Annotated in this window: 15 protein-coding genes and 1 pseudogene; 7 read left to right on the plus strand and 9 right to left on the minus strand. The window is 45.5% G+C overall.

The window, feature by feature from the left end; translation table 11 throughout:
* Position 1: 1 nt before the first annotated feature.
* The 3 genes from GCU48_RS03350 to GCU48_RS03360 all read right to left on the minus strand — a co-directional run bounded on the left by GCU48_RS03350 (position 2) and on the right by GCU48_RS03360 (position 7,634).
* On the minus strand, positions 2-712 hold the full coding sequence (locus GCU48_RS03350) for a response regulator transcription factor (RefSeq protein WP_152379049.1): 711 nt from the start codon (positions 710-712) through the stop codon (positions 2-4).
* Between the two features lie 169 nt (positions 713-881).
* The gene (locus tag GCU48_RS03355) at positions 882-1,379 is read right to left on the minus strand and encodes a hypothetical protein (RefSeq protein WP_025720607.1); all 498 of its coding nucleotides are present in this window, start codon (positions 1,377-1,379) and stop codon (positions 882-884) included.
* A gap of 156 nt (positions 1,380-1,535) precedes the next feature.
* On the minus strand, positions 1,536-7,634 hold the full coding sequence (locus tag GCU48_RS03360; protein ID WP_152379050.1) for a WIAG-tail domain: 6,099 nt from the start codon (positions 7,632-7,634) through the stop codon (positions 1,536-1,538).
* A gap of 188 nt (positions 7,635-7,822) precedes the next feature.
* Here GCU48_RS03360 and fabV point away from each other — a divergent pair, with 188 nt between their 5' ends.
* Together fabV and GCU48_RS03370 are read left to right on the plus strand one after the other, a co-directional pair.
* Positions 7,823-9,010 (plus strand): enoyl-ACP reductase FabV, encoded by a 1,188-nt coding sequence (gene fabV / locus GCU48_RS03365; protein WP_152379051.1) that lies wholly within the window; start codon positions 7,823-7,825, stop codon positions 9,008-9,010.
* Positions 9,011-9,263: 253 nt separating this feature from the next.
* The gene (locus GCU48_RS03370) at positions 9,264-9,416 is read left to right on the plus strand and encodes a DUF1540 domain-containing protein (RefSeq protein ID WP_081752092.1); all 153 of its coding nucleotides are present in this window, start codon (positions 9,264-9,266) and stop codon (positions 9,414-9,416) included.
* A gap of 163 nt (positions 9,417-9,579) precedes the next feature.
* On the opposite strand, the gene GCU48_RS03375 is transcribed toward GCU48_RS03370, so the two are convergent.
* Both GCU48_RS03375 and GCU48_RS03380 read right to left on the minus strand, forming a co-directional pair.
* Entirely contained in the window at positions 9,580-10,785 is a 1,206-nt protein-coding gene (locus tag GCU48_RS03375; protein WP_152379052.1) for a DUF4179 domain-containing protein, read from the minus strand.
* Positions 10,760-11,365 carry an RNA polymerase sigma factor gene (locus GCU48_RS03380; protein ID WP_370881017.1) on the minus strand — a complete coding sequence of 202 codons (606 nt, stop codon included), beginning with the start codon at positions 11,363-11,365 and terminating at the stop codon, positions 10,760-10,762. Before GCU48_RS03380 ends, GCU48_RS03375 begins: the two co-directional genes overlap by 26 nt.
* A 209-nt stretch (positions 11,366-11,574) precedes the next feature.
* Here GCU48_RS03380 and GCU48_RS03390 point away from each other — a divergent pair.
* A pseudogene (locus GCU48_RS03390) lies at positions 11,575-11,737 on the plus strand (NADPH dehydrogenase); the annotation flags it as partial.
* A gap of 116 nt (positions 11,738-11,853) precedes the next feature.
* Here the strand turns inward: GCU48_RS03390 and GCU48_RS03395 are convergent.
* Together GCU48_RS03395 and papB are read right to left on the minus strand one after the other, a co-directional pair.
* On the minus strand, positions 11,854-13,584 hold the full coding sequence (locus GCU48_RS03395) for an ABC transporter ATP-binding protein (protein WP_152379053.1): 1,731 nt from the start codon (positions 13,582-13,584) through the stop codon (positions 11,854-11,856).
* Between the two features lie 102 nt (positions 13,585-13,686).
* A complete protein-coding gene (gene papB / locus GCU48_RS03400) occupies positions 13,687-14,622 on the minus strand; it encodes a PapB family radical SAM/SPASM ranthipeptide maturase (protein WP_244316063.1) in 936 nt (311 codons plus the stop codon).
* A 292-nt stretch (positions 14,623-14,914) separates the two neighbouring features.
* Between papB and GCU48_RS03405 the strand changes: the two genes are divergently transcribed.
* The 4 genes from GCU48_RS03405 to GCU48_RS03420 all read left to right on the plus strand — a co-directional run bounded on the left by GCU48_RS03405 (position 14,915) and on the right by GCU48_RS03420 (position 17,723).
* A complete protein-coding gene (locus tag GCU48_RS03405) occupies positions 14,915-15,841 on the plus strand; it encodes an ABC transporter ATP-binding protein (protein WP_152379054.1) in 927 nt (308 codons plus the stop codon).
* Positions 15,834-16,544, plus strand: coding sequence for an ABC transporter permease (locus GCU48_RS03410; RefSeq protein WP_152379055.1), 711 nt, complete (start codon positions 15,834-15,836; stop codon positions 16,542-16,544). The genes GCU48_RS03405 and GCU48_RS03410 overlap by 8 nt, the downstream gene beginning before the upstream one ends.
* A 28-nt stretch (positions 16,545-16,572) precedes the next feature.
* Positions 16,573-17,310: an ABC transporter permease gene (locus tag GCU48_RS03415; RefSeq protein ID WP_152379056.1), complete on the plus strand. Its 738-nt coding sequence runs from the start codon at positions 16,573-16,575 to the stop codon at positions 17,308-17,310.
* A 209-nt stretch (positions 17,311-17,519) separates the two neighbouring features.
* On the plus strand, positions 17,520-17,723 hold the full coding sequence (locus tag GCU48_RS03420) for a hypothetical protein (protein ID WP_152379057.1): 204 nt from the start codon (positions 17,520-17,522) through the stop codon (positions 17,721-17,723).
* A gap of 222 nt (positions 17,724-17,945) precedes the next feature.
* On the opposite strand, the gene GCU48_RS03425 is transcribed toward GCU48_RS03420, so the two are convergent.
* Positions 17,946-18,164 carry a hypothetical protein gene (locus GCU48_RS03425; protein ID WP_152379058.1) on the minus strand — a complete coding sequence of 73 codons (219 nt, stop codon included), beginning with the start codon at positions 18,162-18,164 and terminating at the stop codon, positions 17,946-17,948.
* An 84-nt stretch (positions 18,165-18,248) separates the two neighbouring features.
* Positions 18,249-18,620, minus strand: coding sequence for a DUF4190 domain-containing protein (locus GCU48_RS03430; protein WP_025721312.1), 372 nt, complete (start codon positions 18,618-18,620; stop codon positions 18,249-18,251).
* Positions 18,621-18,741 lie beyond the last annotated feature (121 nt).

Raw genomic sequence — 18,741 nt, forward strand, 5'->3', positions numbered from 1 at the left:
GCTACTGCTCCTGAACCGTTGCTTTATATCCGAATCCCCACACGGTATTAATGACGAGCGTAGAGTGGTATTCCGCCAGCTTTTTACGAATTCGTTTGACCAGATCGTCCACAACCCTCACATCACCTATAAAATCATAGTTCCACACCTGCTGAATCAGATGCTCTCTGCCAAAAGGTCTTTCCAAATGATTTGAAAGAAACAGCAGCAGATCAAATTCACGCGAGGTCAAATTCAACTCTTGTCCGTCCACTGTGACCTTACGAAAATCTGCAAAAATACACAGATTGCCTGCACGGCATACTTCTGTGATTTCTGCCGCTTCCTTATCATCCGAGGCAGACGTCCCGGCCTTGCTCAGTCGCAGCATCGCTTTGACCCTTCCAACCAACTCCCGTGGATTAAAGGGCTTAGTCAGAAAATCACTGCATCCCAGCTCCAGCCCGTGAATACGATCACTTTCTTCACCGCGCGCGGAAATCATAATAATTGGCATTTCCGTAAACTCACGAAGCTGAGTCAGCAAGGAAAGTCCATCAATTCCAGGCATCATAATATCAAGAACGAGGCAGTCCGGACGGTCCGTACGGATATGCTCCACCAGGGTTTTGCCGCTGGAAAAGGAAGTCACCTCGTAGGATTCTTTTTTCAAATACTCAGATATTAATTGCAATATGAACACGTCGTCATCCACCACTACTATTTTTGTCATGATCTTAACCCCTTGCCGTTGTTCTGGATGGTTCCATCCTCTCTATAAGCTTAACAGAAGCCCGATAAAATAGACAAAAGACGGGTATACCGTTCCCGGTCCCGTCTTTTCTTATCATGAATCGCTGCTGTATATGCCAGGCGAACTGAAAACTGACTGCACTTCAACCTTATTTTTTGGTTGTTGTTACAACTTTAGCTGCTGCTTTCGGAGCTGTTTTCACTGCTGTTTTTGGAGCTGTTTTTGCAGGTACAACTTTTTTAGCCGGAGCTTTGTGAACTACTTTGTGAGCTGCTTTTTTAGCTACAACATGATGTGCACGAGTTTTGTGCGCTTTTGCTTTATGTTTAACGGCATGATGCTTAACTTTATGGTGCTTCGCTTTTACTTTGTGGCTCGCCACTTTTTTGGCAACTGCTTTTTTGGCAGGAGCTTTTTTCGCTTTTGTTGTTGCTTTATGTGCTGTCACAGCTTTTTTAACGGGTGCTTTCACCACAGGCGCTTTTGCCGGGGTTTTGGTAGCTGGTGCTGTAACGGCAGGAGCTTTGGTAGCTGGTGCAGCTGTGGCTGGAGTCGTTGTTGCTGTAGCGGCGAATGCGCTGCTTGCTCCTCCCAATACGCTTACTACGGTTAATACGGCTGCTGCATTTTTAGTCCATTTTTTCATGATTGAATCACCTCTCCTTTAAAGTATCTTTAGATTATCAGGAGAATTCGGGATAATTGTGGAGTAAATGTGTGAAAAGTATATGAAAAAGCGTACAGCTCTGTATCCGGAAAACACAAGCTGCACGCTATAAATGTTACACAATCATCGCCTTCACTAACCGATGGCAATCCAGGAAACAATGCCGTAGTTATGCGAGGTTTCGTTCCACTTGGTTACGACAATCACCGCACCACTCGGCGTCTGTGATTTTAGTGTCGCATGAAAAAGAGGATGGTTGGTCATAGCTACAAGCGTATAGTCCGGGTTCACAAAAGGCTCCTCGAATACAATCGTAACCTCCGTCTCTCCTTCACTACCCTTTAGAAGAAACGGCGCTCTGCCGAACTGCTGCAATGCGGGCTGATTCGCGCAAGTACGAACAGGAGTAATACTCAGATGCTCCGGCTTCACTGCGTTTAGCTCCAGCTCACGCGAGCCTATGGAGCCTTCCACCAGATGATGCCCTTCGATGCTCTGCTCTGCCAGGTGATGGCTTTGTACCGCTGCGGCCTGCAGATGCTCCGATCCTACAGCTTCTGGGCTCAGCACCTCACTGTCGACGGCCTGAGCTTTCAGATGGCTACGAGATACGCTGTCTGGCTGGAGTCTATCGCCGCTGATACCCTCCTCCGGCAAAAGCCCCGAGAGGTGAATATCTGTGGATAGCTGAGCCAGTGTCACCGCCCCCGGCTTCAGGTGATGCGTATCAATGACTTCTTGCCCAATGTGCTGGCCTTCAATGGACTCATCAGCCACATGCCAGGACTGTATCGCTCCATTCGCGATTTTGCTGGACGCAACCGCTCCTTCCTGCAAGGCATCCTCCGATACCACCTGCCAGCCTACATGCTGCTGCTGGATGGCCCCTGCCTGCAGATGCTCCGACTGGACGGATTCCGGTGCGATATGTTTGGACTGCACCACGCCCTCTGCCAGCGCAGATTCCTGTACCGCCCCCTCGGCCAGATGCTGAGGGTGTACGGCGTGCTCCGTCAGATGTACGGAGCATACACTAGCTTCCGCCAGATTCGAAGCACGCACCGCCCGAAGCGCAAGCTTCTCAGTGTTCACGCTTCCTGTCTGGAGCGCGTGAACTGATACACTCCCCGGTGCAATATGCCGGGTCATCACGGCTGAAGGCTGCAAATGGGCAGAGGTGACGGATTCCGGGGCCAAATGGCTCGACTGAATGGCCTCTTCTGCTACATGATTCCCTTGCACAGCTTCGTCGATAATGTGCCACGGCTGGACGGAATAAGGAGATATTTTGGTCGCTGTCACGCTCTCGTCCGCCAGTTTGTCGGACGTAACAGACTCATCTTGCAATGCATGGGTCGATATCGTCTCTGATGCGATATGCACGCCCTGGATGGTTCCGGTGTGCAGATGGTGCGGCTGGATGGCTTCTGCTGCAATATGCACGGCCTTCACAGCCCCTTCTGCCAGCGCTCTGTCCTGTACCGCTCCTGCTGCCAAATGCCGGGTGTGTACGGCATGCTCCGTCAAATGTGAAGGGCCGACGCTGCCTTCCGCGAGATTCGTCGCTTGCACTGAGCGTGCCGCCAGTTTTTCCGAGGTGATGCTTTCCGCTTGGAGCGCACGACCGGACACACTGTCCGGGGCCATGTGTTGTTCTTCAATGGATTCCTTAGCCACATGCCAGGACTGTATCGCTTCATTCGCGATCTTGCTGGACGCAACCGCTCCCTCCTGCAGGGCATCCTCCGATACCACCTGCCAGCCTACATGCTGCTGCTGAATGGCCCCTGCCTGCAGATGCTCCGACTGGACGGATTCCGGTGCGATATGTTTGGACTGCACCGCGCCCTCTGCCAGCGCAGATTCCTGTACTGCCCCCTCGGCCAGATGCTGAGGGTGTACGGCATGCTCCGTCAGATGCACGGAGCTTACACTAGCTTCCGCTAGATGCGAAGCACGCACCGCACGGAGTGCAAGCTTCTCAGCGTTCACGCTTCCTGCCTGGAGCGCGTGATCCGATATACTCTCCGGAGCAATATGCCGGCTCATCACGGCTGAAGGCTGCAAATGAGCAGAGGTGACCGATTCCGGGGCCAAATGGCTCGACTGAATGGCCTCTTCTGCCACATGATTCCCTTGCACAGCTTCGTCGATAATGTGCCACGGCTGGACTGAATAGGGAGATATTTTGGCCGCTGTCACGCTCTCGTCCGCCAGTTTGTCAGACGTAACAGACTCATCTTGCAATGCTTGGGTCGGTATCGTCTCTGATGCAATATGCACGCCCTGGATGGTTCCGATGTGCAGATGGTGCGGCTGGATGGCTTCTGCTGCAATATGCACGGCCTTCACAGCCCCTTCTGCCAGCGCTATGTCCTGTACCGCTCCTGCTGCCAAATGCCGGGTGTGTACGGCATGCTCCGTCAAATGTGAAGGACCGACGCTGCCTTCCGCGAGATTCGTCGCTTGCACTGAGCGTGCCGCCAGTTTTTCCGAGGTGATGCTTTCCGCTTGGAGCGCACGACCGGACACACTGTCCGGGGCAAGATGTTTTGTAAGCACCGAGGAAGCCTGTAGATGGGCCGAGGTAATTGCTTCGGCAGCCAAATGGGCCGAATCTACAGCCGCCACAGTCAGGTGACGGCTTTGTATGGCTTCATCTGCAATATGCCCGGATTGCACCGATTGGGCAGACAGCTTGGTAGAGGTTACACTTTCCTCCGCCAGTTTATCAGACGTAACAGATTCATCTTGCAATGCATGGGTCGATATCGTCTCTGATGCGATATGCACGCCCTGGATGGTTCCGAGGCGCAGATGGTGCGGCTGGATGGCCTCCGATGCAATATGCACGGCCTTCACAGCCCCTTCTGCCAGCGCTCTGTCCTGTACCGCTCCTGCTGCCAAATGCCGGGGGTGTACGACTTGCTCCGTCAAATGTGAAGGGCCGACGCTGCCTTCCGCGAGATTCGTCGCTTGTACCGAGTGTGCCGCCAGCTTTTCCGAGGTGATGCTTTCCGCCTGGAGCGCACGACCGGACACACTATCCTGGGCCAGATGTCTCGCAAGCACTGAGGAAGCCTGTAAATGAACCGAGGTCACTGCTCCGGCAGCCAAATGTGCCGAATCCACAGCCGCCACAGCCAGGTGGTTGCTTTGTACAGCTTCGTCCACAATATGCCCGGATTGCACCGAATGGGCAGACAGCTTGGTGGAGGTTACGCTTTCCTCCGCTAGTTTGGCAGAGGTGACCGCTTCATCCTCTAAGGCTGGAGTCGCTATAGCCTGCAATGCAATATGCTCTCCCTGAATGACCCCGTTTTGCAAGTGCTCTGATTGAATGGATTCCGGCGCGATATGCGCGGATCTTACAGCCCCTTCTGCCAGCGCTCTGTCCTGTACTGCTCCAGGCGCCAAATGCCGGGGGTGTACGGCCTGCGAGGACAGATGTGAAGGGCCGATGCTGTCTTCCGCTAGATTGGTTGCTTGCACGGAGCGTGCCGCCAGCTTTTCCGAAGTGATGCTTTCCGCCTGGAGCGCACGACCGGACACACTATCCTGGGCCAGATGTCTCGTAAGCACTGAGGAAGCCTGTAAATGAACCGAGGTCACTGCTCCGGCAGCCAAATGTGTCGAATCCACAGCCGCCACAACCAGATGGTTGCTTTGTACAGCTTCGTCCGCAATATGCCCGGACTGTACGGAATGGGCGGACAACTTGGTAGAGGTTACGCTTTCCTCCGCTAGTTTGGCAGAGGTGACCGCTTCATCCTGTAGGGCTGGAGTCGCTATAGCCTGCAATGCAATATGCTTTCCCTGAATAGCCCCGTTTTGCAAGTGCTCTGATCGGATGGATTCCGGTGCAAGATGTGCAGATTTTACAGCATTCTGGGCCAGTGTGGTTTCCTCTACGGCTCCTGCTACCAAATGCCGGGTGTGTACGGACTGTGCAGTCAGATGACCAGGGCCCACGCTATTTTCCGCCAGATTGGAAGCCTGCACAGCCCGAGCCGCTAACTTCTCAGAGGTGACGCTTTCCGCTTGAAGTGCATGACCGGATACGCTATCCGGGGCGAGATGTTTGGTCTGAACCGATGCAGATTTCAGATGGTCGGAGGTGACGGATTCCGGAGCGAGATGATTCGCCTCCACCGCTTCCACAGCCAGATGGTTACTCTGCACGGCTTTATCCGTAATGTGCCACGGCTGCACAGAACGAGCTGACAGCTTGGAGGAAGTTACACTGCCTTCTGCTAATTTGGGAGCCGTGATCGCCAAATCATTAATTTTGTCTGTAGCCACACTTTCCGGCGATAGTTTCAGCGAAGTGACAGCATGATCCTGCAAATGGTGGGAGTACACTGCTCCACTCGCCAGATGCCCGGTTTGAACCGCCCCTTCACCTAAAATATCTGCGGTAACAGACTGTCCCTGCAAGGCCGAGGTTCCTACACTGCCCTCTCCAAGATGTTCGCTTAGCACGGAGCTGCGAGCCAGATGTGTCGAGTCGACCGATTGAGCCTGCAAGGCCTTGCCACCCACACTGTTGCTGGCAAGGTGATTTTCACGAATCTCTCCGGTTGCAATGTGTACGTGTGAAATGGCTTGGGACGCAATTTTATTTCCAGTGACCGCCCCTGTACCTATTTTAGTCTCCGTCACCGCCTCTTCAGCGATTTTGTCTGACTTAATAGAGCTCGGGGCAATATGGTTTTCCTTGATAGCCTGTTTCGCCACATGGTGATCCAGTACTGCACCCTTTCCTATTTTCTCGCTCGTTACTGCCCCTGATTGCAAATGTTGCTCCGTCACTGCTTCGGCTACGATATGATGCTTACGAATAATTTCAGACTTAAGGTGTAATGAAGAGACCGCCTCCGGAGCAAGCTGAGGACCTTTAATAGCTGACGCAGCAATATGTCTGGTAAGTACGGCTTCATCAGCAATTTTGTGCGGCAAAATGCTCTGATCCGATATCTTGGAGGAAGTCACAGACTGATCGACGATTTGCAGTGAGCCTACCGACTGATCCGCCAGCTTATTGGACTGAATACTCCGGTCTGCGAGATGCCGAGCTGTCACTTCACCTGTACCAATCTGCTCTTCTCCAATAGCACCGGGACTGAGATGTCTTCTTTCAATCGCTTCTGTCTGTATATGCTCCCCGGTGACCGCCTCATGCTCCAGATGACGTCCACTAACGGAACCTTCCTCCAGCTGTTCCTTGCCCACAATTCCGCCTGCAAGCTGCTGGCGGTTGATTGAGCCAGGGGCCAGATGCCGGGCATGAATGGCATGATCGGTCAGGTGTGCGCTCTCAATGCTGCCAGCCTGAATTTTAGAACCATCCACAGCACCGTCCCGCAGTTTGGAAGTGGTTACAGACTGCTCTCCGAGCTTGGAGCTGTCGATGGCTTCATTAGCCAGATTGTTCGATTGAATTGTACCGCTGCGAATTTTATCAGAGGTAACCGCCTGATCTTGAAGCATGTCTTGAGACACAATCCAGTGCTTGAAATGACGGCTCTCAATGGAGCCATTTGCAATATGATCACCGCTGATAATCTTATCGGCCAGCTTTTCCGGGGTGATGCTGCCATCCCGAAGCTTCTCGCCGCCAATGGAGCGATCCTGCAATTTGCTGCCTGCCACCGATGCATCCGACAAATGCTCTACCGTAATAGAATCAGGAGCAATTTTCGAAGAAGTTACTGCACCGTCGGCTATTTTAATCGTTTGAACGGCATAATCCGCCAGATATTCCGTTTGGATGCTCTCTTGTTTCAGCTTGCTGGAGTCGATGGAAGCAGGAGCAATCTTTTCACCAGTCACAGCGAAATCGCTCAAATCATCTGTATAAATGAAAGCATTGTTTACATGGGGCGCCTTCTTGTTGTTCAAAATTTCCTCAACATCAATGGGATCAGGCTGAGGCTCTGGCTCGTTGGCTTCCTCCATTGAGAGCTGAGTCTCTTCTTCGAATTCATTTTCATTGTCATCTTCAACCTCAGTCTCCTGCACAACATCAACTTCAGGTTCGACAATAGCCTGCTCCTCCAACTCCTCTGCTATTGGGGGAGGCGGAAAAGCAACTTGATGAAGTCTTGCTTCTGTCTCCCTCTCCGCAGGCTGTGGCTTCAAGCGCTGTATCATGCTTAACTCATTCATATCCGGGTCAATTACACTATAGAGCGGCTTTTTGTTTCTGGTGGTTTTACGGCTCTTGTTCTTCAAGCAGCTCTCTCCCTTCTCGTATTTATCGTTACAGCATCATATGCAGGCTCTTAGGCACTTGCCACCCTGCTCGGGGGTACTCTTTTCAGTGAAAACACACTCTCAGAAATCCACGTTTGAAAAAAAATTGTTAAAAGTTAAAATAGTAAGGGTGAAGATTGCTACAAGAAGAGAGGAAATACAATAACATGATTATCAAACCAAGAACACGTGGCTTTATCTGTACCACTGCTCATCCGGTGGGCTGCGCCCAACATGTTCAGGAGCAAATTGACTATGTGCAGACCCGTCCTGCTATTCAGGGTCCTCATAACGTGCTTGTCATTGGGGCATCTGCTGGGTATGGGTTGGCTTCTCGTATTACTGCCGCATTCGGAGCGAAGGCCAATACAATCGGTGTATATCGCCCTAGCAATGCTACAGCCACACGTACAGCGTCGGCAGGCTGGTACAATTCTGCTGCATTTGAAAAGGCTGCTCAGGAAGCAGGGCTTACATCCTTGAGCGTAACAGGTGATGCCTTTTCGGATGAAGTCAAAGCCAAAACAGTGGAAGTGATTCGCGAAGAGCTTGGACAAGTCGATCTGGTGATTTACAGTGTCGCTTCTGCCCGCCGTACGAATCCCCGTACAGGTGAAACGTTTAATTCCGTGCTCAAGCCTATTGGGAAACCCTATACAAATAAAACCGTCAACTTCCACACCGGAGAAGTCAGTAGCGTTACACTGGAACCCGCAACGGAAGAAGAAGTGCAAGCAACTGTAGAGGTCATGGGCGGTGAGGACTGGAAGTTGTGGATTGACGCCTTGCGTGAAGGCGGTGTATTGGCCGATACTGCAACCACCTTCTCTTTTTCGTATATTGGTTCAGATATTACGCAGGCCATTTATAGAGAAGGCAGTATCGGAAGTGCAAAGGATCACCTGGAGGCGACAGCCCGTCAATTGAATGATCAACTGAAAGCTACAGGCGGACGCGCCTTTGTCGCAGTCACCAAAGGACTGGTTACCCAATCCAGCTCTGCCATCCCTGTCGTTCCTCTGTATATTTCCGCTTTGTACAAGGTGATGAAGGAAAGAGGCCTGCATGAAGGGTGCATTGAACAATGCTACCGCCTGTTCGCCGAGCGTCTGTATGCACCTGAAACTCCTGTGGATGAAGAGGGGCGTATTCGTATTGATGACTGGGAGCTGCGTGAAGATGTGCAGGTAGAGGTTGCGAAAATTTGGGACGAGCTCACGACAAGCAATATTTATGAGCTGTCTGATCTCGAAGGATATCGCCGCGAATTCTTCCGACTGTTTGGCTTTGAATTCGAAGGTGTAGACTACGAGGCTGATATTGATCCCATCGTCAATATTCCTCACGTTCGCTAACTCTTTTGAATACCGTTGATTACATTGGCAAAACAAAAAAACTGTTCTTCGGCAGTAGTACTCTACTCTGCACGAAGGACAGCTTTTGTTTTTTAGCAAAGATTGCAATTTTAAATTTCATTTGATATTGTACAAGTACGCATAGCAAAAACCCTCTTCTTAAGAGGGTAACTACAGTTGGACAAGTCCTACCTTGCCTGACCGTGATTATATTTGCTTAGCCCATCACATCCATATAAGGAGGTGAACAACAATGGCAAAAGACGTTCTGTGTGAGGTTAACTCCTGTACGTACTGGGCCCAAGACAATAAATGTAGCGCAAGCTCCATTTATATCGTAAGCAACAGACCTGCCGACACTCACAAGTCCGAAGAAACGGACTGCAAAACCTTTGAAGCAAAATAAACCCTTGTTTCCAAGCCCAAACTATAATTTTACAATGAAGGAGCCCCTGCCCGGGTTCCTTCTTTCTTATGATATTCTAACAAGAATGATAATGATTATCAAGCTCTTTTCATGAATAGATTTACCATTTGTCAATAAAGATCCGGGCATGGATTGCTCTAGATTAGGGTTGAGCTGGGACTGGGATTGTCATTTCCAAATCCTTATGATAGGTTTTAAGCATTTTCCCCTCTTGATCCTCGATAACTGACCAGTCCTTCTTAACCGTCATGGTGTACGGCTTGATCGTAATGGAGGTCGGTGCTTTTGCAAATGGGCTGTATGCTTCATCTTCATGGTATTCAAGATCGGGACTGCGATGGAATAGGCCTAACATGTGCTGCTCCAGCTGATTTCCGTCCTGATCCACAATGTCGTAATACATTTTGGTCGCACTTAAATCACCTGATTGCTCCGCATTGCTTGGCACTTGGCCCTTGCTGTCCACAATAAGGCGGGTGGTCACTGGAGTCAGCTCAATCTGCTTCACCGTGTAGCTAAACGTTCCGCTGCTCTGTGTCTTATCAGGCTTAAGCAAAATTTTGCTTTTAGACAAATTTTTCACTGGCACCTGGAATTCAAAGGGCTCCTGAAAGCCGCTTACATCCACTTTTACCGTCATATCAAATTCATCGGGAAGATTTTTCTCCGACAGTCCTTTAGTGACTTCATACATAGCCATATTGCTGATTAGCTTGCCGTCTTCCCTTTTTCCAACAGCGCTTGTAAACATACCGTATACCAGCCTTTGACCTTGAATAAAAACGTTAGGTGTAAACAAATACCCCTTTTTTTGCTTGTCCACGGGTACCTTCTCCAAGGTATTCCCCTCGACACTCACGGTATCCTCGGGTAAATAAGGAGACATAATCTTCTCATCTTCTACCCCTTGGCGTTCAATCATGAACACCAGTCGTGTTCCGTCAAACATAACCTCTTTGATGTTCAAGGTCACTCCATCGCGGGTTACACTCAAATTGGGTGCCGTCGTCAGTCCTGATTTACTGGCTAGCTGCAAGCTGCTGTCAAAATTATATTGGAGTACACTTCCGAGCAGCGGGATATTTTTTAATGCTTCAGCCATGGCTGGGGACACAAAACCGCTTCCCAATACCACCCCTCCCAACACGGCTGCAGCAGATACACCGATAGCTATTTTTTTAGTCCACGTGCCTTTTTTGTGAGTTAATTTCCTGCTCACCATATTCATTTCTCCCAGCCTCTTCATAATGTCATCCGCATAGCTAACCTGAGGCATCTTCTTGTTTTTAACGGTACGGCGGACTTGCTCCATTTGCTCGTGTTCAGTTGGATCTGACCATGCGTTCATTCGTTAGCCCTCCCTTTTTCATTTTTTGTTGAATCAGCTTCTTGCGCAGCCGTTCATACTTCTTTCGCAAAGTCGCAGGCTTACAGTCCATAATTTGCCCAATCTCCTCAAAGCTGTACTGTTCCACAACCTTCAACAGCACAAGGTTCCTTTCTTCCGAATGCAGTTTCAACAAAAGTTCATCGACTTCGCGTTCATTATCGGATTGATGGTGGTAATCATCAAAATGCAGCTGCTGCTCCTTTTGGGTCGATATGAATTGATACCAGCGGCTTTTTTTCCTGATTTGATCCAAGCAGTGATAATACGCGACTTTATAAAGCCAACCTGAAAAAGAAACCCCCTGCTGCCGATATTTCCCTATCGTCTGATATACCTTGATAAAAATGTCCTGTACCGCGTCCTCCGCTTCCTCGCGATTTTTCAGGATGTAATAGCAATACGTATATATCTGCTTTTCAAAAGTACGTATGATGATGGCATATGCCTGTTGATCGCCAGCTTTGACGCGTTCTACGACGGATTCTACATGTTCTGTATAGTCATTGGCCCCGGGGACCAAAGCGTTCCATAGGATCACCTCCTTGTGTGTCCGTCATCATTCTGTTTAACGAATGCCCTGTGGTTGTTTGTGACATCTTCTATAAAAAACCGAAAAAACACGCATCAAAACAAAAAAAGAAGCGTCGCTCTGAACGATTCGCTTCTTGTGCTTGATTTTTTGTAATTGTACCTGCTTGGTCGGCCTCATTCGCACATGCTGTGATATATCGGCATAATGACCATTTGTCGCTGGGGGACCCGGCTTTGGCTCAGTCTGTCAGCGGCAGCGAAAATGCCGATCTGGTCGCGGAGACGCGGTTTGCTACGTGACCCGTATTGGGCTACTCATGCAGCGATTGCGCTACGCGGCGAGCCTTCCATTCCTGAACAATATCAACGTGGCTACTGAGGCTTAAGTAACCCTACGTTGTTTTGTTTTAAAGGGTTTATTTATTATGGTCCTGTTCGCAGGTAACGAAAACTCAGTAGCTTATGCGAGAGGATTTGAACTATTCAGTCGTTCCATTATTTATATGAGTGCTCATATACCTCATTTTGTAGGAAATCCTTTTGCTTAATATATGAGCTAGAATAGATGCTATTATACGACATTAGATCAGCATGGCTACCCTGCTCTATAATTTTACCGTTTTGAATAACTAAGATATGATCCGAATGTATTACAGTCTGGAATTTATGAGCAATAATAATAATGGTTCGTTCACCCTTAAGTTCATTTAAAAGGTGTAGAATCAAGGATTCAGTTTCAGCATCAAGAGCAGATGTCATCTCATCAAAAATGAGTATCTCTGCGTTATGTAGCAGTGCTCTTGCTATAGCAAGACGTTGTTTTTGACCTACAGAAAGGTCGTATTTTTCGGAAATGATGTACGTATTATATTTCTGGGGAAGTGATAAAATATAGTCATGTAACCCGACTTTTTTCGAAATATCAATGACTTCATTTAATGTTGCATTTTTATTCCCAAAAGCGATGTTCTCGAATATAGTTCCTGTTGTTAATAACTCTTCCTGTGTTACTACCGCTATATTTTTATAGAAGGAACTTTTATTTAAATCGTGTAATTTATGATTATCATAAAGAATCTCACCTTTAGTTGGAACAATTTCTCCTGTTAAAAGTTTTGCAATCGTAGTTTTACCAGATCCACTTCCTCCTACTATAGCTAACATTTGATTTTTTTTGATTTCAAACGAGATATTATCAAGAACAGAGGTTTGATTATTGTAAGAAAACGACACGTTTTTTACATGTATTGCATTTTCTATATTTGAAAAAATGGTATTGCCGTTCCAAATATCTTTTAAATTCAAAAAGTCAAGAATCCTCCCGGCAGAAGCTATAGCTGATTGAACACCTACGTTCAACTGTGATAAGCGTGATACAGGTTGTAACAGTTTGACTATATATGTACTAAACGCGACGAGCGTGCCTAAGGTGACTTCTCCTTTAATTAATAAGAAGCCGCCAATGATTAGTAAAAGTACAGGGAAAAACCCGCTTAAAAAGTTACTGATTATGCCTAGTAGCAGTTCACGAGAAAAAAGTTTTTTCAAAATACGAATCAGAAGGATTTGTTCTCTGCAAAATAAGGCACTACTATACCTTTGGCGGTTAAATCTAACCGAGGTCCACTTTTGCTTTAAACCTAATTGTAGTATTTCCATTACATTTTCGTACTGTTTTTTGTAATTTATATTTAACTGATACACTTTCTTTTTGGAATTGTAGTATAAGAAAAAGTAAATGGGTATAAAAAACAAGGATATCGTTGCCAACTTCCAATCCATAAAATAGAGGACAATTACGGTTCCGATAATCGTCAAACAATCGGTAAACATAGCTATAAATGCTTGGTTTAGCAATCCTGTGAACGCCTCGACATCATTATAGATTAAAGAAATAATCTTACCGGAAGGCTGATGGATTCGTAGACTAAGATTTTGATTATAAATATCATTTCTTAATCGAAATTGCAACAAATTTCGAATTCTAAAAATAAGTGAATCTCTAAGTGCCGCTGTCAATCCCCCTCCGATCAGTAAGGATAAAAAAAGAATACCAAAATAACTTATTTCCTTAGCAGAAAGTGCTTTAGCATTATAAGAATCTATCAATCTCTGCATTAAAATGGGTTGGTATATCATAAACAATATATTTATGATAATTATGCAGAGTGCGGTAATTTGAAGTGGCAATAGAGGTTTAATATATCCTTTTATTAATTGTATCATAAGTATGTCCTCCGTAATTGGGAATTAGGAGCCAGGGTATAACTGTATCGGCATTGCTGTATTACATAAGAAGTAGATGGGAGTACAATGCCGAATTATAAATTATTGACCAAAAAGGATGTTTCTTTGTTCTTGGGTAAGTTGAAGGTATAAATTTATAGTAGAAGTAATGAATTTTTGGGTTACTTTGCAGAGTTTACCGACAGGTTGATTGATATTTCCATTCTCTGAAAAATTCTCCTGGTGACATCCTCCGCCACAGAGGTTTTTTGCCCAACAATTTGAACAGGTTGTTCTATTTCTTATCGTTGAATTTTCTATAAAATCATATTGTCTGCTCAATTTATCCTCATCAAACAGGTTGCCGATGGAGCATTCGTCCTCGCCTACAAACCGATGGCAAGGGAACAAATTCCCTCTAACATCAACAGCGACAGCATTCGTACCTGCGCCACAAAAGTGAATTCTAGGACCGCCGGAATGGATTTTACTTAGCATACCAAGGACATTGGACATTTTTTTGGCTGTAGCATAGTCTTCATTTTCTAATAATTCTTGGAATCTTTCTACCAGCTTAACCATCTCTTTTGATAAAATATCATAGTGCTCGTCCGATAAGGAATAAAGCGCTGGGGACAAATATATTTTTCTAAAACCCAGTTTTACTAAATGGTCAAAAGACTTATGAAGATCAAGCTCTACAGGTGTTACTGTACCTCTTGCACCTATTTTATGATCATTTCTCATTTCTTTTGTACGTTTTAATAGTAAATCATAAGACCCTTGTCCACCTTTGAAAAAACGATTAAAATTATGTGTTTTTTCATCACCGTCAATGCTGGTTTGCACACCAAAATGATGTTTGTAAAAAAAGCTTTTGATTTTAGGAGTGATGAGTGTACCGTTAGTGGTTATAGAAAAAGAAAATTTCTTATGATGAATTTGAGATTGTTTATTAACGTAGTGTACAGTCTCTTGCATTAGAGGGAAATTTAACAAGGGTTCCCCGCCAAAAAAAGTGATATTTAATTGCTCCATTTCTCCCGACTGTTGAATAAGAAAGTCTACAGCCGCTTTAGCAATTTGTAAAATATATAATAATGTACATTTTTTAGTTATACAAAACCATACTAGGAAGGAGAACTTCAAAGTTATCATTCACTTGTTTATACGAAGCAACTTACAGATTGCTCAAAAAGTACTTGTATCTGGTTAGGACATTTTATTGATCTCTCTTTACGTGTTATATACAAACCTATGTCATCGTGTATGTTGCTGTAACTACAAAAAAATGTATAATAGTAATATTTCATGCTTAGGAGGTTTGAAAATGGAATATATAGTCGAAACTAAAGCACTCCGAAAAAATTTTGGTCTCTTTACCGCTGTATACGACATATCCTTGCACGTGGAGCGGGGGAGCATTTACGGTTTTCTCGGCGAGAACGGGGCCGGAAAAACAACCACAATCAGAATGCTGATGAGACTCATGGAGCCTACAAGCGGAGAGGTTTTCTTATTTGGGGAGCGGCTGGAGAAGAACTACCCGTCTATCTTTTCCAGAATAGGCACCATTATTGAAACGCCTGGCTTTTACGGAAACCTCAGCGCAAGGGATAACCTGAGGATATGCTGCACGTACATGGGGGTGAAAGATGAGGGAAGAATTGAACGTACGCTCTCTACCGTGGGATTGGAGCATACCGGCAAGAAGAAGTTTATTGATTTTTCCTTAGGAATGAAGCAAAGATTAGGGATTGCGAGGGCGCTTGTCCATGATCCGGAGCTGCTCATATTGGACGAGCCTACGAACGGACTGGACCCGTCAGGGATCAAGGAAATTCGTCAATTACTGAAGCGGCTATGTGAGGAAGAAGGGAAAACGATTCTCATCTCCAGCCACATCCTGAGCGAAATTCAACAGTTAGCGACACACATCGGAATCATACATAATGGAAAACTGTTGGCTGAAGATCGTTTGAACCGGTTGGAGGAAAGCTTTGAGCAATATACGGATGTAAAGGTAGACGATGCGGAGGCGGTTCGTACGTTTCTGCAAGAGCGTATGAAGCAGACTCAATGTGATGTGAAATCCAAGCAACATTTAAGAATCTATAACCCTATCGAGAATACAGCGGCGTTAAACAAAGAGTTAATGGATCACCATTTTTCGGTCTATGAAATACACACCTCAAAGCAGACGCTGGAGGATTACTTTTTGGCGCTCATCTCAAGGGAGGGTGAGCGGCGTGATTAGAGCGGAGCTCATTAAACTCAAGGGTTCTAAAGCTTTTGTGCTGAGCTATATTATATTACTGGCTGTTACGCTGTTATTTTTTATTTTGGACGCTATCTTTCCCCAGTATTCGATTGATCATTCTGGGTGGAACTATTATTTTCAGGAGATTGTCGGCTTCATCAACATTGCGACCGGATTTATCAGCTACTTCATATTAACCGGTCATATTTTCGCGAGAGAGTACCAGGAAGATACGCATCTATTTATGTTTACGAGTCCTGTAGCCCGAACGAAATTTTATGTCAATAAACTACTGGTAATATATGGATATATAGTGGTTTCTTTATTTTCTGTGCTGATTTTGTCTGCGTTATTAGGGATGTTGATTACCGATCGACCCTTAACGCTGGATATCTGGGTAGACCAGATTCAGGTGTTTGCTAAAATGTGTGTAATGCATGCGATGCTAATACCGTTCATTTCTTTTTTCGTCATACGGTGGAAAAGTTTTCTGGTGGTCGTGCTCGTAACTTGTACCGTCATATTTTTGAATTTCACGTACAAAAGTGAATGGAATCCGTTGATTGTTCCGTTTCTTTTATCTCCCAATGAAGGAAGCGCGTTCATACAGGTCGATGATATAATAGCTTGGTTCAGCTTATCTGTTACCTTTATTCTTGGATTATTTTTATCCATTTGGACGTATAAAAGAAGATACTAAAGATGGGCTTTCTGAAAGGAGGGGGATTATGCTTAACCTGTTTAAAGCAGAGTGGCTGAAGCTGAAATGGACCAAAATTCTTATTCTGAGCGTGATTATTTTAGTATTATCGGTCGCTTTTATTTCCTTCAGTTATGAGGGTAGCTCCAAGTATTCCATAGACCGTGACGGTTGGAATGCATACTTTATGGATTTGGTAATTAATATCAATTTTCTAACCGGGTATATGAGCTATTATATTTTGACCATCTTTATCTATACGAGAGAGTATCAGGAAAACACTCATATTGCCCTGTTCACAAATCCGGTTCGTCGAACGCGTATCTACTTCAGCAAGCTACTGGTTATATATACGTATATTGCGGTTAGCTTGCTGTTGGCATTTGTCATATCTGCTGTATTGGGAACCTTGATTACAAGTAGACCTTTAACTTCTGAAATTGTTATATATCAGCTTGGGGTATTTGCTAAAATGTTTCTTATGCACGCCATGCTCATTCCGATAATATCTTTCTTCGCCATTCGATGGGAAAAATTTATAAACGCTGTGATCGCGATGTGCACGGTCATATGTTTAAATTTTGTTCTGATCAATGTAACTGGAAATACACTCTATCCATGGACGGTCCCAGTTTTATTTTCTCCACATGGCACGTTGGGAAGAACATATACGCATGTTCCGAACGGGGTCATCAGTATATGTTTCATTTTTGTGCTGGGGCTTATCCTGTCGTTGAGGAGCTTTAGCAGCATAAAAAAGAAATAAACTGTTCAAGTCAAGGAATCAACATACTTCTATACTAACGTTGTATATAAGCAGGCACCTAAACGAAGTATACGCTTCGTCAGGTGCCCTCTTTGTATTATAATGTTTGATTAGCACAAAGGCATTCATTTTCTTCATACTTGCATTTTCGTACCTGCAGTTGTTATTTGGTTAAAACTTTAACCTCCTTGGGACCGAGGGGCACGGTGATGGAGCAAGGTACTAAAAGTTTATCAGGGATACGTTCAATCGATATGACAGACGGAGTAATTGAAGTGTTGAAGAAACACGAAGAGAGAATTAGTAAAGAAAAAGAACTGGCTGGAGAAATGTATATGGACAATGATTTAGTGTGTTGTACCAACATCGGTAAGCCTGTATTCCAAAATACACTTTCAAGATTAAAAATATAAAGATAAAAACATTGGGGCTACTATTTTATTGCTATTATATTGGCTCCTTTTGGGTCGATATGAATTGATACCAGCGGCTTTTTTTCCTGATTTGATCCAAGCAGTGATAATACGCGACTTTATAAAGCCAAGCTGAAAAAGAAACCTGCTGATAGGATCACCTCCTTGTGTGTCCGTCATCATTCTGTATAACGAATGCCCTGTGGTTGTTTGTGACATCTCCTATAAAAAACCGGAAAAAACGCGTATCAAAACAAAAAAAGAAGCGTCGCTCTGAACGATTCGCTTCTTTTTTTGTAATTGTACCTGCTTGGTCGGCCTCATCCGTACATGCTGTGATATATCCGCATAATGACCATTTGTTTTGCGACTCTGTGCGGCGCAATACATTCCTGCGCGCTTCGCCTTGCTTAGTGCTTTTTGTGTTCGAGTACGTGCCATACGGCCTTCACTCTCCTTCATTAGACTCCATTTATCATAGCATCAGAAATCCAAATCGTGAAGGTTACAGATACAAGAATGCCATTAAATGTCTGAGAAAATGTCCGTATCGCCACTTGAGGCCGCTATCACAAAAACAACGACTAAGGAAAGGATGATCAATGTATAAATCAGTGTCCCAATAATACTACATACCAGTCCGGCAATCGCCATACCTCTGCCTTGTTCGCCATAACGATTAATTTCCTTCAGGGAAAGGCTGGACAAAATAATGCCAACTATTCCGATAATCAACCCAAGATAAGGAATGACAACCGATAAAATCCCGAGTACCATCGAGGCAACAGCCTTACTGTTTGTAGGTGGAACCACTGGGAGCTGGTTAAACGGGGCGTTATAATCGTTCGTCTCCTGAAAAGAGTCGGAAGATCGAGGCTCTTTGTATAAATCACTCATCTGTCTAATTCAACTCCAATATGTAAAATAGCAATATATACGTTCTAGGGTACCACAATCTTACAAATCAGGACAGTACTTATTTTAAAAAATAATAAACCAAGCTAATATTCATAATTTT

Origin of the sequence: Paenibacillus brasilensis (assembly GCF_009363115.1) — a bacterium.
GTDB classification, from domain to species: domain Bacteria; phylum Bacillota; class Bacilli; order Paenibacillales; family Paenibacillaceae; genus Paenibacillus; species Paenibacillus brasilensis.